Here is a 17,880-nt window from a genome sequence, read left to right on the forward strand (position 1 = left end):
AGAGATTATATAGTATCGGATCTTAATTTTGGGATGTCGGAGTTCCTACATCAGGCTTTCTCACCTCCGTGAACTCTGTGATCTCCGTGCGAAAAAATCTTATATTAAGAATTTTTAATCCCAAAGGGATTGGAAACAGAGTGCTGAATTCTTTTCAAAACTTTGAAAGCCTGACTTGGCCACACATTCTTCCTCGGTGGAAGGAAAATAATCTATCCCCCCACCCTCGTATTTGATCCTACAACACCCTTGGATCTTAGAAGGTTTTTCTTTTTTGGGTGATACTTCTTGGTTCTTGCTATCCTTGGGAGGTTCAGGAGAAACTCCCAAGACTGAAGTCGCAATCGAACAAATACAACTAAATGCGAAAACCAAGACCAGAGTTCTGAAATTCATTCTAGCTATTTTATCTCCAGAATTAGTTTCCAAGGCAAGGAAAAATCCCTGAATTCAAAAAGTGAAGTCAAGTTTTTACGTTGACTCGGCGGCCTTACGAAGGTGACAAAGGGAGAAAAGCTCAAAAGACCGAATAGGAATTCGAATGAAAAATCTCCGCTCAATTCTACCAGGACCAAAGTCCTTATCAGCTTCCGTTATCTTCCTTACGATTGCATTTAGCCAAGTTTCGGCGGAAACGATCCTTTTAAAAAACGGTGAAAAAACCTATGGAACTGTAATCGATCAATCTACAGATACTGTTACAATCCTAAAAGAAACCAAAAGACAAACCTTAGCCAAGTCCCAAATCTTAAAGATCATCTTCAAAGATATCAAGGATGAGGCGGAACTTGCAAAGTTATTCGATGCTGAAAAAAAGAAACTGAACAAAGACGGCAAAAAACCTGAAAAAGAGGAACAATTAGACACCATTCTTCTGGAACAAATGATCAAGGAGAATAGTTATAAGGCAGTTCAAAAACGTCTGGCATTGATCGAGAAGTATATAGACGAACAAGATTCTAGTTGGGAAGAATATATTTCTGCAAACAGAAATCCTTGGGAACCTGTTTGGAAATCAGCCATCCTCCCTGGTTGGGGACTTTCCACAATGAAGCATGAGAATTACGCGAGAGCTTATCAAGTAGCAATCGGTCTTTCTATCATTGTTGCGATCGGTGGAAGTCAAGCTGCAACAGAGCAACATAATAAAGCAGAGAATCGTCTGAACAAAATTTTATTCGAAGATCCAATTACTTATGCACAGATCCAAGGTGCAGGAATTACAGGTGCTTCTGTCCTAGTGACTAAACTGCAATCTGATAGTATCTCAGAATATAATTCCTTCAAAACTAAAGAAAGCCAATATGATACCTATAGCAGAACAGGACTTTATATGGGTGTTGGTTTATATCTAATTCAGTTGGCCCAAAGTTATTTCTTAGGCCAAAAATGGGCCACTCATAATATAATCCAAACTCCTTCCGGAGAAGCAGTGAAAGAAGGATTCAATTTTAAAGGTAATTATATGCCGATCGCTGCAGGTGGCGCGAGTAATCTTTGGGAATACCACACCGACCTGAGATATGTAAGCACTTTCTAAACTTCTGGAATAGAATATCCTTTCGATTTCAACCAGTCCTGGTCATATAACCTGGACTGGTATCTTGCTCCACTATCCGCAAGAATAGTGACTATTGTATGACCTGGTCCTAATTCTTTTGCAAGTTTCACAGCAGCTCCCACATTGATCCCGCTTGAGCCGCCTACAAACAATCCATCTTTGCGGAGAAGTGTATAAATATACTCCAAACATTCCCCATCTGTTATTCGGATCGCATCATCAAAAGGTGCATCTTTCATATTCTCGGTAATTCTTCCGTTACCAATTCCTTCTGTGAAAGAATTTCCTTCTGAACTAAGCTCTCCCTTCTTTACAAAATTATAAATTGCGGACCCATAAGGTTCCGCTGCGATTGTTTTGATCTTAGGATTTTTTTCCTTCAAGAACATTGCAGTCCCGCTGAATGTTCCCCCCGTTCCTAAAGATGCAAGCCAAGCATCTACTTTTCCATCTGTTTGTCTCCAGATCTCAGGTCCTGTAGTATGATAATGCGCCAAACGGTTTGCCACATTATCGAATTGGTTCGCCCAAATAGAATTCGGAGTTTCTTCTGCGATACGAGCGGAAACTTTTACATAGTTTCCAGGATCTTTATAAGGAACTGCAGGAACTGTTCTTACTTCTGCACCAAGTGTTCTAAGTAGATCTATTTTTTCTTTGGATTGAGTGTCTGGAATTACGATTAGACATTTATAACCTTTTGCATTACAGATATGTACTAAACCAATTCCAGTATTTCCTGCGGTGCCTTCGACCACAGTACCGCCCGGCTTTAAGAGTCCCTTCTTCTCTGCTTCTTCAATGATAAATAATGCAGCCCTATCTTTTACGGAACCTCCGGGATTTAAGAACTCTGCTTTTCCTAAAATTTCGCAACCTGTTAGGTTAGAATAATAATTTAAACGGATGAGAGGAGTGTTCCCGATCGCATCTGCAAAACCTTTTTTGATCTCCATAAGAACCTCTTTATTATAATATTTTCATGTATCTGCAAATAAAAAAAGGAAAGCAAATCCACTTTCGTGAACCCGCTTTCCCCCTCGAATTTTTCCGATTTTGTTTTTTGTACCGGAAAAATGATCTATGTTTTAATCAGCTGTTAAGCGATTGTTACGTCTTTAGAAAGATATACGTCTTGGATTGCATTCAACAAGGCAACTCCATCTTTCATAGGCTTTTGGAATGCTTTTCTTCCGGAGATAAGTCCCATTCCACCGGCTCTTTTATTGATAACTGCAGCTTTTACTGCATCACCAAGGTCATTAGAACCGGAAGGTCCACCAGAGTTGATTAGACCAATTTTACCCATATAACAGTTTGCTACTTGGTATCTCGCCATATCGATCGGATGCTCAGAAGAAAGATCAGTATACATCTTATCATCTTTTTTACCGAATTTCAGATCTCTGAATCCACCTAAGTTGGTTTCAGGTAATTTTTGTTTTACGATATCTGCCTGGATAGTAGCAGCCAAATGGTTTGCTTGTCCAGTAAGGTCAGTAGCGATATGATAATCTGCTTTATCATTTTTGAATCCATCGTTTCTGAGATATGCCCAAAGAATAGTTACTAGTCCTAGTTCATGAGCTCTGTGAAAAGCTTCAGAGATCTCTTGGATCTGTCTGGAACTTTCGTCAGAACCAAAATAGATCGTAGCTCCTACAGCTGCTGCTCCCATATCGAATGCCTGCTCTACATTTGCAAAGAGGATCTGATCGAATTTGTTTGGATAGCTTAGAAGTTCGTTATGATTGATCTTAACTACAAAAGGAATTTTGTGAGCGTACTGACGAGATACTAATCCTAAAACTCCAAGAGTGGAAGCAACTGCATTACATCCGCCTTCGATAGCAAGTTTTACGATATTTTCTGGATCGAAATAAGCAGGGTTTTTAGCGAAGGAAGCACCCGCACTATGCTCAATCCCTTGGTCTACAGGAAGAATGGAAAGATATCCTGTTCCAGCAAGACGTCCAGTGTTGTAGATGGATTGGAAATTTTTAAGAACAGAGTTGTTTCTGTCGGTCTTAGCAAAAATTTCGTCAACGTAATTGGGACCAGGGATGGTCAGGGTCTCCTTCGGGATGGTTTTAGAGACATGATTTAAGAGAGAATCCGCTTCCGCACCTAATGCGCTCTTGATTTTATCTAACATTCCAGTTATACCTATTGGTTTTATCGATCTGGTGACTAGTTTTGGGGCGAAGCCCAAAATTTCCATCGATTTTCGGCGGGAATCCCGAGGCAAAGAGAAGGTTAAAGCAGGTTCTTTATTTAGTTTGGACTGGAAGGCGGATATGGAAGTCAGTGCCTGAACTGGACTTTTGGACATCCAGTTTTCCATGATTGGATTGAATGATCCCATAACAAACAGAAAGGCCCATCCCTATCCGAGAATCATCTGATTGAATCCTTTCAAAAGGTTGGAAGGCATTCTCAGGATCCAATTCTCCGTTCAAGGTTCCTGAAAGTCGAATGTCCAGATACTTGCCAGAATCAGTTTTAGTATTTTCTACACCCGCGTTAAAATGGATCGTACTTCCTTTTAGATCGGAACCAACTCCATCCGCGAAAAAATACAACAGATAATATAATACTTCTTTAATTTGATTTTGCTTTAAGAATATATCCGGCATGTCTTCCGGAATGTTTTTGGAAATTTCCAGGTTTTTGGATTTTAATAATTCGGAGATAATTCCCTCTACCCCGGCTATAATATCATCCAGTTTACACCAAGCAGGCTCTTCATTATCAGAACGAGAGAATAAGATCAGATTTCGGATAATACCAGAAATCCTTTCTCCTTGTTCAATGATTACTCTTGCGTAATTTCGAATGTCTGTAGGAAGTTCTTTTTTATTACGAATAATATTCCCATAATTGATCACTCCCATAAGAGGATTATTGATCTCGTGAGCAATACCCGCTGCCAATTTCTGGATAGACTCCAATCTTTTTTCGGATTGGATCACCTTCTCCATTTCTGAGATCCTTTTTTCGGATACGGATAGTAGGTCCAATTCGGAGAAGGTTACGATACTTCCCACAATCCGATTCGCCTCATCTCGAATAGGAGAAACTCTGAATCCTACTCTAACCTTTCTGTCATCCTTTCTAACAAGGACCGCTGGGATGTATCTGAGGTTATGGCCTAGATTATCAGGATGTTCTCCAGAACCGATCTGGGTTTGTATAAAAGAAAGGACCACATCTCCGGGTTTTCCAAGAGCCTCTTCCAGACTCCAGCCGGTCAGCTCTTCTGCGGAATGATTTAGAAATATAATATTTCCTTCTCCATCCAGAGAAACTGCACCTTCTGAAATACTTTGGATCACATTCTTAAATTCTTTGCCACTTTCCTTAACGATACCCAAACGTTTTTGTTGGCGAAGTGCAATCTCAATAGAAGACTTAAGCTGATGGTTCTGAAACGGTTTAGTGATATAAGCATAAGTAGAAGCCGCGTCCATCGCTCTCATAAATGTAGAGTCGTCTGTGTATGCAGTCATAAAAACGATAGGAACGTCTTTGATCCTTTGGATATGTTGAGCAGTTTGGATCCCGTCCATATCTCCTTCGATAGAGATATCCATAAGAACTAGATCAGGATCAGTTTCCTTAAAAATAGATTGGGCGTCCTGACCGTTCGCAGCGACTCCCGCAACCTTATAACCTAAATTTTGGAGAGTCTTTTGGAGGTTGAAAGATAGAAGCCATTCGTCTTCGACGATTAGAATATTCGGTTGTTCTGAAGAAGAACTCATGTTCGATATTAACATATTCCTGAGGTGGTAAAAACTGCGGCTCTTCCGTTATGCTCCCACGTTAGGAGTGAATTGGGAAATCCTTTTTTAGGAATATAATTGTTTCCGCAAAATTTTCAAAACTTCTCCTTTGATCCATTTTAGCATTTTGGAATCCAGGAATAAATCACTGAATTTTCCAAACTCAAATCAGTCCTATTTTAATGTTTTTTTCCAAATTTAGTCCTCATTTTTCCGCTCATTCGACTAAAAGAACCAAAACCTTGTCATAGTTCCGACCTCTTTTTTCCAAAAAAAGTCCTTGAATCGAAGCTCCCTCAAAACTACACTTTGGGCCTAGAGGTAGCCATGCTGGTAAAAGATATCTTGGAAAAAAAGGACCGAAAGATCCTCTCGGTGGAACCCAGTACCACTGTTTGGGAAGCGATCCGATTTATGACCAAGTATGATATAGGTTCCGTGATAGTGCTTAAAGAAGGGAAACTCGCCGGTATATTTACAGAAAGGGATTTACTTCATTTCGCCTCCACAGATCGGGAAGCAGTATTCGATAAGACAGTGGCAGATCTAATGTCCACTACATTGACTACTATGCAACCGAATGACCAAGTGGACGAAGTTCTTTCCATTATGCTAAAAAAAAGGATCCGGCACATGCCTATTCTAGATGGAAATAGATTGGTAGGGATCGTTTCTATCGGAGACGCTGTAAAAGCCAAAATCGCAAAAACGGAAGAAGAGAATAAAAACTTAAAAAATTATATATATAGTGAATCCGGATTTATCTGATCCTTTTTTATTCCTTCTGCCGGGATATATCCCGATCATCGAACCTTGAAGATACTTATAGAAAAATGCCCCGCCTGGACTATATCCAGGGGGCAAGTGGCTCACATTCGGGTATTCCCGTTAATTCCTAAAAAGTAATACCATTACCCAAACCAGCAACTCCGTTTTTTGGAAATCGGGTTGCCGGAATCACTTTTCCGGTAAGTATAGACTAAGGCGGCATTCCTAAACCGAACTTAAATCAGAGATGAAACTCCTTTTAATTATATTATTCGCATATTTAACCTATCGTTTTTTACAAAGACTCATGTTTCCTCAGCGGAACGAAGGTTCAGGTTTTAGAGTGGTGTATCCAGACAGAGAATATTCTTCCGGGGAAAAAGATATCTCCGCGAAAGGAAGAGTAGTAGAAAAGGGAGAATGATCTAAGGAATGAATATCCGATTTTCCTATTTTATAATTTTGTTATACGCGTTTCTCTTTGTTTCCTGTTTAGGAATGAGCGGAGAATTCGGCTGGGCTTTGGTGGATGAGACCAAACAAAGTCTGCTGGAGAAAAAATTCACTACAGTTCAGGAATTTACTCTTACTAGGGAGAAGTTGATCTTTCCCACAAACAAAACATTAGTTTATATTTATAAATTTTCCAGGATGCCAAATCCAGAAGCAGAGATCTATGTAAGTTTGAGCAGATTCCAAGTTGGCTTTAACGAGATAGAAGTAAAACGTAAAAGGCCAGAAGTTTCCAGCTCCAGTATCACAGGTCGTTTCCAAGAATTGATCGCAGGCAAATATTTAGTCAAGGTCTCCTACGAGGGAGAAGTGATCGATCAAGTTGAATTCAGAGTAATAGAACCGGAAGAGAGAGAAGAAGAAAAAGAATCCGGTGACGATGTGGAAAAATACACTAAAGCAAAGAAGAGTTTAAATTAAGCACCTCTGCACAGGATGTGCAGGCGAAGGGGAAGGCAAAAATTTACTCCAAGAAGTTGTTTCGTTAAGTATTTCGGAAAGATCCTAATATGTATCTCCTGAAAGTGGATCCCTTGGATAAGGATCTCTTTGCATCCCGTCTTCTAAAATTTTATTGATCCTTTCTATATTTTTTAAAGCAAGATTGATCTCTGTTTGATTTCCCACTTTTAGGATCTCTTCATTCATCTTCTTGGATTGTCCGTAATCCTTATCAAATTCATATAATACGGATAATCTTTGCATTGCCCGCGGCCCAGGAGAAGTATCCAGCTTAGTTCTAATAATATCCATTTTTTCTTTGGATTCTTCCATCTCCAAACTTTTGAGTCTGTATTGAGCCATGTCTTGGTCGTTCGTTCTCTCTAGGAGACCTTTTTTGATCTGTAATAATTCCTTTTTGCCTAGGGAATATTTTTCTTCTTCTAATTTTAAATTTTCCCTAAGTCGATCGTATGCCTGGATAGATCTAATGAGTTCTTCTTTTTCTTTAGGAGGTTTTTTCTCATATCTGTATAGTTTAGAGATCCCTAAATAAGCAAGGACTTCCATTCGGATCCTTTCTTGTGAATCCGTAAAAGATAGATCAGAAGCAGTTGCTTTTTCCTGCTCTCTAATCTGCAGCCAGTCTTCGTAATATTTTTTGCCAGATTCTAAATTGCCTAGTTTACTTTCGAAAAAATTCCCCAGTTCAAATGCATAGATCCCTTTTTTCTTTGGATCGGGTTCTGAAAGATAATATTTTTCGTAAAACTCCGCAGCTAAAACATATTGTTTGAGTTCCGTATGTAAAGAAGCGATCGCACGATATACATAAGCAATCTCTGCTGGAGTTTTATTTTCTTTTAATGCGAGGGCCAAAAATTTTAAGAAGAAGTCTAGAGACTTTGCTTTTTTACCCGAGGATTTTAGCTCTTCTGCCAAGGCTAAAACTATTTGAGAATGTTCAGGATCTAAACGAAATGCAAGCTCGAGTAAAGCGGCATAAGCGAAGAAGTCTGTATTTCTTTTATAATCAAATAAAACAAAGATCCCCTGCCCGCTCACAGAGGTTTTATTCACTACTTTTAGCCTTTCCTTGTTTTCATTCTCCGAATCTTTTACGAATTTCGCTAAGGCAAAAACTATGTCCGCGTCTTCTCTAGACTTTCTTTTGAAAAATGGATAATAATTATTCTCGAATGAATCTTTATAAGCGCTGGCTGCTCCTTTTAATGAATCATCCGCAGTTTTTACATTCTGTTTTGCAAGACTGATATCATTTGAAGTAACCTTGCGAGCATTCGCAGGGGGATTAGATTCAAAGATCAGATCCTTCTCCCTTGCCGAAGAAGCTTCTAAAAGATGGACTCTATCCTTTGCATTTTCCAGATCTAGAGTTGCTTTTTCTAATTCTTTTTTGACCTTAGCGTGTTGTCTTGCTCTATCGACTTCGTTTGTATCGTATAATTCTCTCAGTCTTTCTTCTTTTGGAAATGATTCTTCTGTATGAGAAAAATCTCTATATCTGAGTGCCGCCAAGGCTTCTTCCAATGCCTTGAAGTTCTGTTTCTTCTTTGAATATTCTTGGCTGAGTAACCAATGTAGTTCGAATAAAATAGGAGAATCACGAAGTTGTTGTCCCCCAGTTATCTTTCCTAACATTTTTAAGATCAAAAGACGAAGAGTGTTTCGATCTGTTTTTTCTGTGAAGATACGACCAAGTCTTCTTTCTTCTTCCGTTCTTTTTGGATCCACGAATTGAGCATAGTAAGGATCTAAAACCTGACGGATCATTGTGATCGGATCAGAAGCAGTGTCAGAAGAATTGAGTAAGTTCTCCTTTAATGTTCGGAGAGTTGCTGGAGGGATTACCTCATGAGGAAGTTTATAAATACCTGCAGGATCTAGTCTTTGGTCCTGCTCATCCGCCTCGGTTCGGACGCCTACTCCTAACCCAAAAATGATCAGGAGTAACACGCCCACTATTAGGCGGGCTTGTTTCATTTCGCCCCGGCACCCAACTCCGCTAATTCTTCAGATCCTAGAATTTTTTCGATATCGATCAGGATGATGAACCTATCGTCCTTTTTACCGACACCCGTGATATAACGGGAGGAAATTCCTTTGATTGAAGGAGGAGGAGGATTGATTGTTTCTGGAGGAAAAAGAGCTACGTTAGCTACCTTATCAACTATGATACCGACGGATTCTCCGCCAATTTTTACCACGATCGCACGGTCATAACCTTGCTCATGGGAATGGGGAATATTAAGTTTTACACCTAGGTCCACCATCTTCACTACTTTACCACGGATATCCATGATACCTGCGAAGTAGTTTTTGGATCTAGGAACCTTTACCAGGTTATGGATCTTGATGATCTCATCAACGAGAACGATTGGAAGAGCGTATTCTTCCTCTCCCAAGCTAAATAGAATGTACTGGTGTTCGATTTCGGCGGACATTCCCCCTCCTTTAGAAACGGGTGAATCCGTAGTAATAAAAATACGATCCAGAACCTAAAAAGATTACAACTTTTGAAAAAAGCGGATCGCGTTTCCTCAGTATCCAGTCCAATCCGCCAAAAAGCAAACCGAAAACGGCGAGCGAAAATCCGAGCAAATAAAAATCCATGTACGCATACCAGATTCCTAGAGCGGATGCAAGGCCTAAAGAATAGTCCTGTAGATCTCCCCAGATCCTTCTTTTGATCCTGGTCCATAAGGGCTCTTTTTTCTCTCTTTGGAAAAATCTTTTCCAGGATCTAGGATTTCTATCGATCCCAAAAATATGATCGTACTTGGTGGAAACTTCCCAAGGTTTAGGAGTCCTTCTCTCCGGTCCCCCCAATGGTTCAGGAGAAACTCCGTACGCCCCGCCCATAATCTGCAAAGCATCCTTATCAGGAAGAGAAGATAATAAGTCTCTAAATGGTGCGAATCTGGAATAAAGAGGATAAGACCTACCTGTGGTTAGGTCGGTCTCTTTTAGGATGGATCCATCTCTAATAGTGGAAACATAAATGCGGCCATTCTCTCCGGCGGCTTCCAAAGTAAGTCTGATCTTACGATCATGAAAATGAAAGTCCGCCTGGAGAATATCTCCATCTGGAGTTTTAGCTTGGTAGGATTTTGTATATCCTTTGGCTGGAGGAAACTCGGGTTTCCACCAACGTCTTAAAAGAGAATAGTCCTGGAAGGAGGCCATACAGCAACATGATCGGCAAATTTTGAATTTTGCTTTAGGCTTTGATAGTTGCTAATTTCGAGTCGGGAGAGTTCCCGATGAGGATGGCGGGCGAAAAAGACCGGGTCTTCGATTCGATTTCCCGGTCTTTAGATATCAAAAGAATATCTTATTTGCCTTTCTTCTTATGACGATTCTGTCTTCTTTTTTTCTTCCTCTTATGAGTCGCGATCTTTCTTCGCTTTCTTTTTTTACCGGAAGGCATTCGGTTCTCCTGATTCTGTTCCTAACCTGTCAGGAAATTATTCGGTGTACTTTTGTAAACCTTTATTTTTACGGATCTCGGCTACCATATTCTTGATATCACCTATTCCTTCTTTAGAAGCAATGAAAAGAACGTCTTCCTCTTCAACGACTACGATATCCTGCACTCCAAGTAATGCAGTGAATTCTTTTCTAGTTTGAGTGACGTTGTTTCCGGATTTATAAAATAGAATTTCTTTACCGATATGACGATTGCCTTGGTTATCTCCAGGCAATACTCTTTCCAATGAAAGCCAAGAGCCAACATCGTCCCAAGAGAAACTTGCTTCGACCATTCGGATACGAGCACTCTTTTCCATGATTGCAATATCAACCGGCTCGGATGGTAGAAGTTTGAATGCTTCTCCCAGATCTCCCATCTTCTTAAATGGAAATCTATCCTTAAGAGGTTTTAAAATTTTAGGAGAATGTTTTTCGAACTCATCTAAGATCAAACTTGTCTTCCAAAGAAAGATCCCCGGGTTCCAATAGAAGTTTGCTTTTTTAATATACTTGAGAGCAGTTTTTACATCCGGCTTTTCGAAGAATGATTTTACTTCGAATCCATGTTTAGTTGGTTTTCCAGAAGCGATATAACCGTAACCTACTTCAGGACGATTTGGTTTGATACCAAGTAGAACCAAATGTTCATCTGCTTCTTTTAAAGCCTTTTGGATACTCTTTGCAAATTCTTTGTCTGAATTTACCCAAGCATCTGCAGAAAGTACAACCTGAATTGGATCTCCAAACTTCTCCTTAAAATATAAAGAAGCGAGAGCAATGATCGGTGCAGTGTTTTTTCCTTCAGGCTCAATGATAAAATTATTCTCTGGGAAACTTCTTTCCTGAGCAAGTATCGCTTTTTTTAAAGTAGCATTTGTTCCTATAAAAACTCTATCAGGACTTGTGATCGTATAAGCACGATTCAAAGTCTCTTTTAAGAGAGTGTTTTTAGAATATACTTTCTGGAGTTGTTTAGGAGTGGAAACTCTGGATCTTGGCCAGAATCTTTCTCCCTTTCCTCCCGCCATGATGAGTACTACGGGTTTGTCTTGTGTCATTTATTCCACCTCTTTAGGTTTGGGGGCGGACTTTTTCTTACTCAAAGATTTAGGATCTCCAAAAACTGTATCGGAAGGAAGAAGTAGAACATCCACATTCTCTCCGATATTATCGTAAAGTAGGAATTCCTTCATATCCGGATTCTTCTTTAGAAAATCCTTATATTGTTCCCATTTCTTTTTGGAAACTGCAAGTTTTGCTTCTTCTTGTATAGAGTAAGATTCCGCCTTTTTTAAGGCTTCTATTCTTTCTAACTTTTTAGCCAAAATATAGTTAGGATTACGGAATATATTCGCGATGAGTATCGGATCAGGAATATCCAGACTGATAATGCGAACCGATTCTATCTTAAGCCAGGAAACTTCATTCGAGAGAATTCTAACGATATCGTTCCTTAAAAAGGCAGAGATAGAATCTTTGTTTAAATTGATATTTTTCTCATCTTCTATCCCAGCTCTAAGCTTGGACTGAAAAATATTAGAGAGATATTTTGCTCTTCCTTGGTCAGTTCTTCCTCCGGAGAGAAAAAACTTTTTGGATCCTTCTTCCTCTAAATGAAAGGATAGGTCCAATTTCGCTCTGATCTTACCTTCTTCCGATTTTTCGGAGAATAATCCGGAAGAAAGATCGTGATGTATCTCTAACTCTAAAGCCAATGAGTTTAAGGATTCTTTACGAACGGACTTTTCCCAGAATTGGATCACAGCGGGCTCATAGGCAAAGCCCGGACCACGAATAAAGGAAACTAACTTAGAATCTTGTTCCCAGACAAGCAGGGCTTCTCCTTCTTTTATAAAAAAAAGCGGATAGGATACAAGTATGATCCCCGCTAATATAAATAGAATGAAAAGTGCCCGGCCTATCTTTCGGAACATTTAGGCGGAAGGAGCTTCTTTTGCTGCTTCTTCTGTATAAAGTTTGATTACTTTGGAAGGAATGATCGTGGAGATCGCGTGTTTGTACACCAAACTCTGCTTATTCTCCTGCTCAAGGACTATAGTAAAATTATCAAAACTTACCACTTTCCCTTTTAAAGGAACTCCGTTAAGAAGATAGATGGTCAATTCTAGTTTTTCTTTTCTAGCCGTATTGAGCAGTTGGTCCTGTATATTATTTTTAGCAGACATAGATTTTTATCCGTTTATATTTTTATCTTTTTATACGCTTCACTCGGATGGATCGGTTCCAAGATCTTTTGCTTTCGAAACCAAGTAATCTGACGTTTGGCGTAATTCCTATGAGACTGGCTTAAATTCCCAAAGAATGTCTCAAGGTTGGACGTTCCTTTAATATTTTCAAGCGCGAAATTATAACCTAAGGACTGAAGACCGGGACAATCTTCCCCGTATTTATCTGAGACCCTTTTTGCTTCTTCTGCCATTCCAGATTCTATCATTTTTTTGGCCCTGGAATCGATCCTGCTATACAATTCCTTTCGATCCAGATCTAAGAAGAAGGCCCCGAGTATATTCAAATTTTTGGAAATTAGGGCGCCCTTTCCCTCTTCCACTTTTAGTTCGGACCAAAGAGTTCCCATCCAATTTACTTCTAAGGCTCTTCCGTATCTGTAGTTATCGTTCGGAAAGATTTTTTGGAGAGCTTTGGGATCTAGCTTCTGGAGCTCCTTAATTCTTTCTTCCATACTTAAGGATTCCACTTTCCCTTTTATTTCTTCAGTGATTTTTGGAACGGGAAACATTCCGTACAAAAAAGCATTTAAATAGAACCCTGTGCCTGCTGTTAAAACTGGGATTTTGCCTCTGGAAAGTATATCATCCAGTGCTTCTTCTGCCTTTGTTACAAATTTTGCTGCGTCTATGGATTCGGAAGGTGAAAGAAATGAAACTAGATGGTGGGGGATTTTTTCGCAGTCTTCCTGGCTTGGGGCTGCAGTCCCAATACTTAACTCTTTGTAGATCTGTCTGGAGTCAAAGGAGATAATTTCAAAACGGGAAGGATCTAATTCTCTCACCAGAGCCGTTTTTCCGGCCCCGGTAGGAGCGGTGATGATCAGAATGGAAGGAAAAGGGGGAATTATTCCTCCTCCTCTTCCTCGTCTTCTTCCTCTTCAAGTGGTTCTTCTACGATACCACCTTCTTCTTCTTCGAAACCTGCATCAGAATCGTACTCTAAGTTTTCTTCTGGAAACTCTTCTTCTTCCACTCGAGCGACACGAGACCTGGATTTGGAAGGAGGACGTTTACTTTGATCGGCTCCACATTTAGGGCAGATTTTTACTTCTTTGTTTAGATCGTAGAACTTAGTTCCACAAGTATGACAGGTGAACTTTTTACCCAGAGGATTGAGGGAAGATTTGGATGCAGAAGACTTTTTGGTCCCTGCAGGCTTGCTTGTGCTAGCAACTTCCTTCTTTTTTGCCGGAGGAGTTTTTTTCTTAGGAGCACTTTTTTTCACCGGAGGTTTGGACTTCGGTGCAGCTTTTTTCTTAACCGTTTTCTTAGCTGTTGCCATCGGAATTGACCATGCTGGAAGACACCTATTCCGATTCAAGTTGAAAAAGGTATATTTTGTAAGTCCTTTTAAAAAAAACGTATAAAATGTAGCTCTTCAAAATATTCAAGGTTTATGGTCCATCTGAGCGTAAATGTAAACAAAATTGCAACTTTGAGAAACTCCAGAGGTGGAAATCATCCGGACCTGATCTATCTATCCAAACTAATTTTGGATTCCGGCGCTCACGGAATTACAGTTCATCCCAGAGAAGACGAAAGACATATAAAAAAAGACGACGTATTCGATCTGCGGGAATTTCTCACGTTCTACAATAGGGATAAAAAGAAGAAGATAGAATATAATATGGAAGGAGAACCTTCTTCCCGATTTTTAGATCTTGTTCTGGAAGCAAAACCGGACCAGGCGACGTTAGTTCCAGTAACTCCAGGAGAGATCACTTCTGATCATGGTTTCGATTTGAAGAAGGACTCCTCAGAATTGAAAAATTATATCCGAAGTATCCAAGATGCTGGCATCCGGGTTTCTATCTTCATGGAGACGGATTTAGAGAATCTTAAATTAGTAAAAGATACCGGCGCGGATCGTGTAGAATTTTATACAGGTCCTTATGCCCACGCTTTTGATCATTCTCCTGAAAAAGGTAAATCCTCTTTCGAATCTTTCAAAAACGCGGCTGAGTTCCTACAGTCCCAGAAAATAGGGATTAACGCAGGCCACGACCTGGATCATTTCAATCTTCCTCTATTCTCTCAACTTCCAGGTTTGGAAGAAGTGTCCATCGGCCACAGACTAATGTCTTACGCACTCGAAGTCGGGTTAGAGACATCCGTGAAGGAATATCTAAAGGCTCTTAGCTAATTTTCACGCGAAGCCGCGAAGACCGCTAAGGTTTGTTATCGATTAAGGGAAAAAACCTTCTTTCCTTTGCGACTTTGCGTGGAACTAGTTCATTTAACTTGAACAGGAGAGTCCGAAAGTTCTTTGGCGAGTTCCTTGAAAGAAGAATAATTCGAATCTTCTGAAAGTAGTAAAAAAGCTGCTTTTTTTAAATTCGCGGAGAGTAAGGAAGTCTCTGAGTTTGTTTTGGCTAATTCTTCTAAATTTGATTTAAAACTCAAAAGATGTTTTTTGGCAGAAACCTGGTCCTTTATAGAAACCGCTTTTTTGAGTTCTTTCCAGGATTGTGTGGCTTTATTCCCTGAAACCAGATCCTTGGGGGTCCTACCGAATTCTCCACTTAGGTCCCAGACCTTTTTATATGGATGGTTCTTTTCCAGAAATTTATAATATTCGGAAGAAGGTTTGAATGTGTTCGGTTTTGCTTTAGAGATTAATTCTTTGTCCAGTCCACATTCTGCAAATATTCCTTTGGTTAAGGATTCTTTGGAAATGGATTGAATTTCTATAAGTTTAGAAACGGATTCGGAAGCTTCTGCAATATTCCCTTTTTTGCATGCGGAGATTGCAGTTTTATACAAAACTTCTTCCTGGTCCGCGAGAGCAGATTTTTCGGATTCCAATTTTAAAGAAGAAGAGAATGCAAGTTCTTGGTAAAGAGGATCGTTTGGATCAGAATTTTTTGCTCTGACTGCGTATTCCCAAGCAGATTGATTTTCTCCCAAAGAATCGTATAAAATGGATAAATTATAACAAGCGAGTCCCCTATCTTTTCTCAGGGATCTGCAGGAAGATTTTAATAAATCTAAAGAAGATTTTCTTTCTTCTTCTGTTCCGTAAAAATCTAGGATTGCCTGTTCTTGTATGAGTTCCGACCCGAATCTTCCCCCGCCTGGGACGGAAACAGAAGTGCAGTAAAAAGTTCCCACAAAGCAGAAAAAACTAAGAATACAGAACTTTTCCAAAACTTTATAGAATAAGAGATTTCGGGGGAATAGATTGACAATGCTTGTTCCGGGTGGAAAATGATCGAAAATCAACCTTGAAAAAAGAGGACCCGATTTGAAAAGCTTGAGATCCCTCTCCTTATCCTTTCTTTCAGTTATCTTATGTACGAGCATCTTCTTCTGCCAACCCTCTTCCGGAAATTCCAAGACCACGGCAGATTTCACTCTCAAAGATTTTGACAGCGTAGTCAAGACTGTTGAGGGAAACTATATAGATAAAAATATAGATAAAAACCGTGCCTATAAGGACGCAGCGGTTTTTGCACTTCTATCTTTGCCTCATGGCCTCTATCTATATCCGGAAAGTTATTTTACTGATCGAGAAAAATACGAAGAGTCGGATGATATTTTCCCGGGCAAATCTTTCAAACTTTCTCCGGAGGACAAATTTGTTCTATTCGATCCGGATTATAAAGAAGTAGAGAAGATCCGAGACAGAAAATTAAAAGAAGAGTCTAACAAACCTAAACTTTCAAATGACGAGGTTCTCAAGTTAGTTGAAAGGGAGAAGGTCCGCAAAAAAGTTCTGACCGCTAAATGGGAACAGACCAATTTTTCCAAAAAAGACTTTGATAGAGTCCTTGCTTATCTCGAAAAAAATCTGCAAAACTATACAACTCCTCCACTCAAAGACCCATTTGGAGAAGAAGATACTAAAGATAAAGAGCCATTCAGCATCAAGGATGTATATCTAGCTGCTGCAAACGGTTATCTTTCTTCTTTAGATCCACATAGCCAAGTATTCCTAAAAGCTGCCTGGGAAGAATCCATGGCAAAAATCGAAGACGGAAGTTTCGAAGGAATTGGAGCAATCTTGAGTGGCGGCGGTAATAAAGAAGTTATCGTAGAAAACCCATTAGAAGGAAGACCTGCAGTTACTGCTGGTGTTCGCGCAGGAGATGTGATCCTTGCAGTGGATGGAAAATCCACAAAAGGAATGTTACTCGACAAAGTAGTCGAAAGGATCAAAGGAAAAAAAGGATCCAAAGTAATTCTCACCATCCGCAGAAAAGGTGTGGCAGGAACTTTGGCGATCGAAGTGATCCGAGATACTATCGAGATCCGAAATATTACGAGTAAGCTGATAGACAATCATCCTTATATCGGATATATCAAGCTAACTGGTTTCGTAAAATCAGATCCATCTGTTGATAAAGAATTCGTTCAACATTTTAAAGAATTAGAAAAACAATCTACTGGTAAAGGAACCAAACTAAAAGCGCTAGTTCTGGATCTTAGAAATAACCCAGGTGGTTATTTGGATCTAGCAATTGATCTTGCAGATATGTTTGTGACTAACGGACTTATCGTTTCCGTAAAAAGTCCGAACAGAAGTCCTGAAGATTCTAATGCAGGTAAAAAAGATCTAACTGATCTACCTGTTGCAGTTCTAATCAATGCAAAGTCTGCTTCTGCTTCTGAGATTGTAGCTTCTGCACTTAAACATCACGGTCGTGGTTTGATCCTGGGAGAGAGATCGTTCGGAAAAGCAACCGTTCAAAAACTACAAGAGTTAAGAGGAAACGGAGCTTATTATATCAAACTTACTCAGTCCAGATATTATGCACCTTCCGGAAATACGATCCAAGTAGTCGGAGTTAAACCTGATGTGGATGTTTCTTCCGAAGAGGATGGTAGTTTCCCATTTCATTACCGCGAAGAAAACATGTGGAATCACCTTCCAGAGTTACCTTCTTCTGCTGAAGAAAAAAGCCATTTCGACGTGAAAAAATTAGAAGGCTGGGTAAAATCAAACGGACAAGCGGAGAAGTTCATACAAGAACATAAGAACGATCCGATCAAGCCTGACTTTCAATTGATCCGTTCTATAGATTACGTAGATGCTCTTTTAAATACTGGTACAAAACGTAAGTAATCAATC

At 39.7% G+C, this 17,880-nt stretch carries 19 protein-coding genes; 6 read left to right on the plus strand and 13 right to left on the minus strand.

The features are described 5' to 3' along the window. Positions 1-114: 114 nt before the first annotated feature. Positions 115-396, minus strand: a complete 282-nt coding sequence (locus EHQ52_RS03370; protein WP_135613858.1) for an LIC_11321 family protein — start codon at positions 394-396, stop codon at positions 115-117. A 145-nt stretch (positions 397-541) separates the two neighbouring features. Here EHQ52_RS03370 and EHQ52_RS03375 point away from each other — a divergent pair, with 145 nt between their 5' ends. Further along, entirely contained in the window at positions 542-1,540 is a 999-nt protein-coding gene (locus EHQ52_RS03375) for an LA_0442/LA_0875 N-terminal domain-containing protein (protein WP_135613859.1), read from the plus strand. On the opposite strand, the gene EHQ52_RS03380 is transcribed toward EHQ52_RS03375, so the two are convergent. The 3 genes from EHQ52_RS03380 to EHQ52_RS03390 all read right to left on the minus strand — a co-directional run bounded on the left by EHQ52_RS03380 (position 1,537) and on the right by EHQ52_RS03390 (position 5,325). Next, positions 1,537-2,517: a cysteine synthase A gene (locus EHQ52_RS03380; protein WP_135613860.1), complete on the minus strand. Its 981-nt coding sequence runs from the start codon at positions 2,515-2,517 to the stop codon at positions 1,537-1,539. The genes EHQ52_RS03375 and EHQ52_RS03380 overlap by 4 nt on opposite strands. A 143-nt stretch (positions 2,518-2,660) precedes the next feature. After that, positions 2,661-3,716 carry a class I fructose-bisphosphate aldolase gene (locus EHQ52_RS03385; RefSeq protein WP_135613861.1) on the minus strand — a complete coding sequence of 352 codons (1,056 nt, stop codon included), beginning with the start codon at positions 3,714-3,716 and terminating at the stop codon, positions 2,661-2,663. A 115-nt stretch (positions 3,717-3,831) separates the two neighbouring features. Further along, positions 3,832-5,325 (minus strand): ATP-binding response regulator, encoded by a 1,494-nt coding sequence (locus tag EHQ52_RS03390; RefSeq protein ID WP_135613975.1) that lies wholly within the window; start codon positions 5,323-5,325, stop codon positions 3,832-3,834. A 348-nt stretch (positions 5,326-5,673) separates the two neighbouring features. Between EHQ52_RS03390 and EHQ52_RS03395 the strand changes: the two genes are divergently transcribed. From EHQ52_RS03395 to EHQ52_RS03400, 3 genes are all read left to right on the plus strand, one after another. Then, positions 5,674-6,114: a CBS domain-containing protein gene (locus tag EHQ52_RS03395; RefSeq protein WP_086449248.1), complete on the plus strand. Its 441-nt coding sequence runs from the start codon at positions 5,674-5,676 to the stop codon at positions 6,112-6,114. Positions 6,115-6,361: 247 nt separating this feature from the next. Next, positions 6,362-6,538, plus strand: a complete 177-nt coding sequence (locus EHQ52_RS20030) for a hypothetical protein (RefSeq protein WP_167492164.1) — start codon at positions 6,362-6,364, stop codon at positions 6,536-6,538. Between the two features lie 8 nt (positions 6,539-6,546). Beyond that, a complete protein-coding gene (locus EHQ52_RS03400; protein WP_135613862.1) occupies positions 6,547-7,047 on the plus strand; it encodes an LIC_12238 family plasminogen-binding lipoprotein in 501 nt (166 codons plus the stop codon). An 84-nt stretch (positions 7,048-7,131) separates the two neighbouring features. On the opposite strand, the gene EHQ52_RS03405 is transcribed toward EHQ52_RS03400, so the two are convergent. The 8 genes from EHQ52_RS03405 to EHQ52_RS03440 all read right to left on the minus strand — a co-directional run bounded on the left by EHQ52_RS03405 (position 7,132) and on the right by EHQ52_RS03440 (position 14,091). Then, positions 7,132-9,072 carry a hypothetical protein gene (locus EHQ52_RS03405; protein WP_135613863.1) on the minus strand — a complete coding sequence of 647 codons (1,941 nt, stop codon included), beginning with the start codon at positions 9,070-9,072 and terminating at the stop codon, positions 7,132-7,134. Continuing rightward, positions 9,069-9,533: a chemotaxis protein CheW gene (locus EHQ52_RS03410; protein WP_008591961.1), complete on the minus strand. Its 465-nt coding sequence runs from the start codon at positions 9,531-9,533 to the stop codon at positions 9,069-9,071. Before EHQ52_RS03410 ends, EHQ52_RS03405 begins: the two co-directional genes overlap by 4 nt. A gap of 10 nt (positions 9,534-9,543) precedes the next feature. Next, positions 9,544-10,275 (minus strand): hypothetical protein, encoded by a 732-nt coding sequence (locus EHQ52_RS03415; RefSeq protein WP_135613864.1) that lies wholly within the window; start codon positions 10,273-10,275, stop codon positions 9,544-9,546. Positions 10,276-10,556: 281 nt separating this feature from the next. Continuing rightward, the gene (locus EHQ52_RS03420) at positions 10,557-11,618 is read right to left on the minus strand and encodes a mannose-1-phosphate guanylyltransferase (RefSeq protein WP_135613865.1); all 1,062 of its coding nucleotides are present in this window, start codon (positions 11,616-11,618) and stop codon (positions 10,557-10,559) included. Then, positions 11,619-12,494, minus strand: coding sequence for a hypothetical protein (locus tag EHQ52_RS03425; RefSeq protein ID WP_135613866.1), 876 nt, complete (start codon positions 12,492-12,494; stop codon positions 11,619-11,621). Further along, complete coding sequence (gene hfq / locus EHQ52_RS03430) at positions 12,495-12,746, minus strand: RNA chaperone Hfq (RefSeq protein WP_008592014.1); 252 nt, start codon at positions 12,744-12,746, stop codon at positions 12,495-12,497. It lies immediately after the preceding gene. A gap of 14 nt (positions 12,747-12,760) precedes the next feature. Further along, positions 12,761-13,633: a tRNA (adenosine(37)-N6)-dimethylallyltransferase MiaA gene (gene miaA, locus EHQ52_RS03435; RefSeq protein WP_167492172.1), complete on the minus strand. Its 873-nt coding sequence runs from the start codon at positions 13,631-13,633 to the stop codon at positions 12,761-12,763. A gap of 20 nt (positions 13,634-13,653) precedes the next feature. Beyond that, on the minus strand, positions 13,654-14,091 hold the full coding sequence (locus EHQ52_RS03440) for a TIGR02300 family protein (RefSeq protein WP_135613868.1): 438 nt from the start codon (positions 14,089-14,091) through the stop codon (positions 13,654-13,656). Positions 14,092-14,205: 114 nt separating this feature from the next. On the opposite strand from EHQ52_RS03440, the gene EHQ52_RS03445 reads away from it, so the two are divergent. Next, on the plus strand, positions 14,206-14,952 hold the full coding sequence (locus EHQ52_RS03445) for a pyridoxine 5'-phosphate synthase (RefSeq protein ID WP_135613869.1): 747 nt from the start codon (positions 14,206-14,208) through the stop codon (positions 14,950-14,952). Between the two features lie 89 nt (positions 14,953-15,041). Here EHQ52_RS03445 and EHQ52_RS03450 read toward each other — a convergent pair whose 3' ends face one another. Then, positions 15,042-15,920 carry a hypothetical protein gene (locus tag EHQ52_RS03450; protein WP_135613870.1) on the minus strand — a complete coding sequence of 293 codons (879 nt, stop codon included), beginning with the start codon at positions 15,918-15,920 and terminating at the stop codon, positions 15,042-15,044. A 133-nt stretch (positions 15,921-16,053) separates the two neighbouring features. Between EHQ52_RS03450 and EHQ52_RS03455 the strand changes: the two genes are divergently transcribed. Further along, entirely contained in the window at positions 16,054-17,874 is a 1,821-nt protein-coding gene (locus EHQ52_RS03455) for a S41 family peptidase (RefSeq protein ID WP_135613871.1), read from the plus strand. Positions 17,875-17,880 lie beyond the last annotated feature (6 nt).

This window comes from Leptospira koniambonensis (assembly GCF_004769555.1).
GTDB lineage: Bacteria > Spirochaetota > Leptospiria > Leptospirales > Leptospiraceae > Leptospira_B > Leptospira_B koniambonensis.

Excerpts from the sequence above, each read along its gene's own strand:
- EHQ52_RS03370 (WP_135613858.1), bottom strand. The coding sequence starts at position 396 with ATGAATTTCAGAACTCTGGTCTTGGTTTTCGCATTTAGTTGTATTTGT.
- EHQ52_RS03375 (WP_135613859.1), top strand. The coding sequence starts at position 542 with ATGAAAAATCTCCGCTCAATTCTACCAGGACCAAAGTCCTTATCAGCT.
- EHQ52_RS03380 (WP_135613860.1), bottom strand. The coding sequence starts at position 2,517 with ATGGAGATCAAAAAAGGTTTTGCAGATGCGATCGGGAACACTCCTCTC.
- EHQ52_RS03385 (WP_135613861.1), bottom strand. The coding sequence starts at position 3,716 with ATGTTAGATAAAATCAAGAGCGCATTAGGTGCGGAAGCGGATTCTCTC.
- EHQ52_RS03390 (WP_135613975.1), bottom strand. The coding sequence starts at position 5,325 with ATGAGTTCTTCTTCAGAACAACCGAATATTCTAATCGTCGAAGACGAA.
- EHQ52_RS03395 (WP_086449248.1), top strand. The coding sequence starts at position 5,674 with ATGCTGGTAAAAGATATCTTGGAAAAAAAGGACCGAAAGATCCTCTCG.
- EHQ52_RS20030 (WP_167492164.1), top strand. The coding sequence starts at position 6,362 with ATGAAACTCCTTTTAATTATATTATTCGCATATTTAACCTATCGTTTT.
- EHQ52_RS03400 (WP_135613862.1), top strand. The coding sequence starts at position 6,547 with ATGAATATCCGATTTTCCTATTTTATAATTTTGTTATACGCGTTTCTC.
- EHQ52_RS03405 (WP_135613863.1), bottom strand. The coding sequence starts at position 9,072 with ATGAAACAAGCCCGCCTAATAGTGGGCGTGTTACTCCTGATCATTTTT.
- EHQ52_RS03410 (WP_008591961.1), bottom strand. The coding sequence starts at position 9,533 with ATGTCCGCCGAAATCGAACACCAGTACATTCTATTTAGCTTGGGAGAG.
- EHQ52_RS03415 (WP_135613864.1), bottom strand. The coding sequence starts at position 10,275 with ATGGCCTCCTTCCAGGACTATTCTCTTTTAAGACGTTGGTGGAAACCC.
- EHQ52_RS03420 (WP_135613865.1), bottom strand. The coding sequence starts at position 11,618 with ATGACACAAGACAAACCCGTAGTACTCATCATGGCGGGAGGAAAGGGA.
- EHQ52_RS03425 (WP_135613866.1), bottom strand. The coding sequence starts at position 12,494 with ATGTTCCGAAAGATAGGCCGGGCACTTTTCATTCTATTTATATTAGCG.
- hfq (WP_008592014.1), bottom strand. The coding sequence starts at position 12,746 with ATGTCTGCTAAAAATAATATACAGGACCAACTGCTCAATACGGCTAGA.
- EHQ52_RS03440 (WP_135613868.1), bottom strand. The coding sequence starts at position 14,091 with ATGGCAACAGCTAAGAAAACGGTTAAGAAAAAAGCTGCACCGAAGTCC.
- EHQ52_RS03445 (WP_135613869.1), top strand. The coding sequence starts at position 14,206 with ATGGTCCATCTGAGCGTAAATGTAAACAAAATTGCAACTTTGAGAAAC.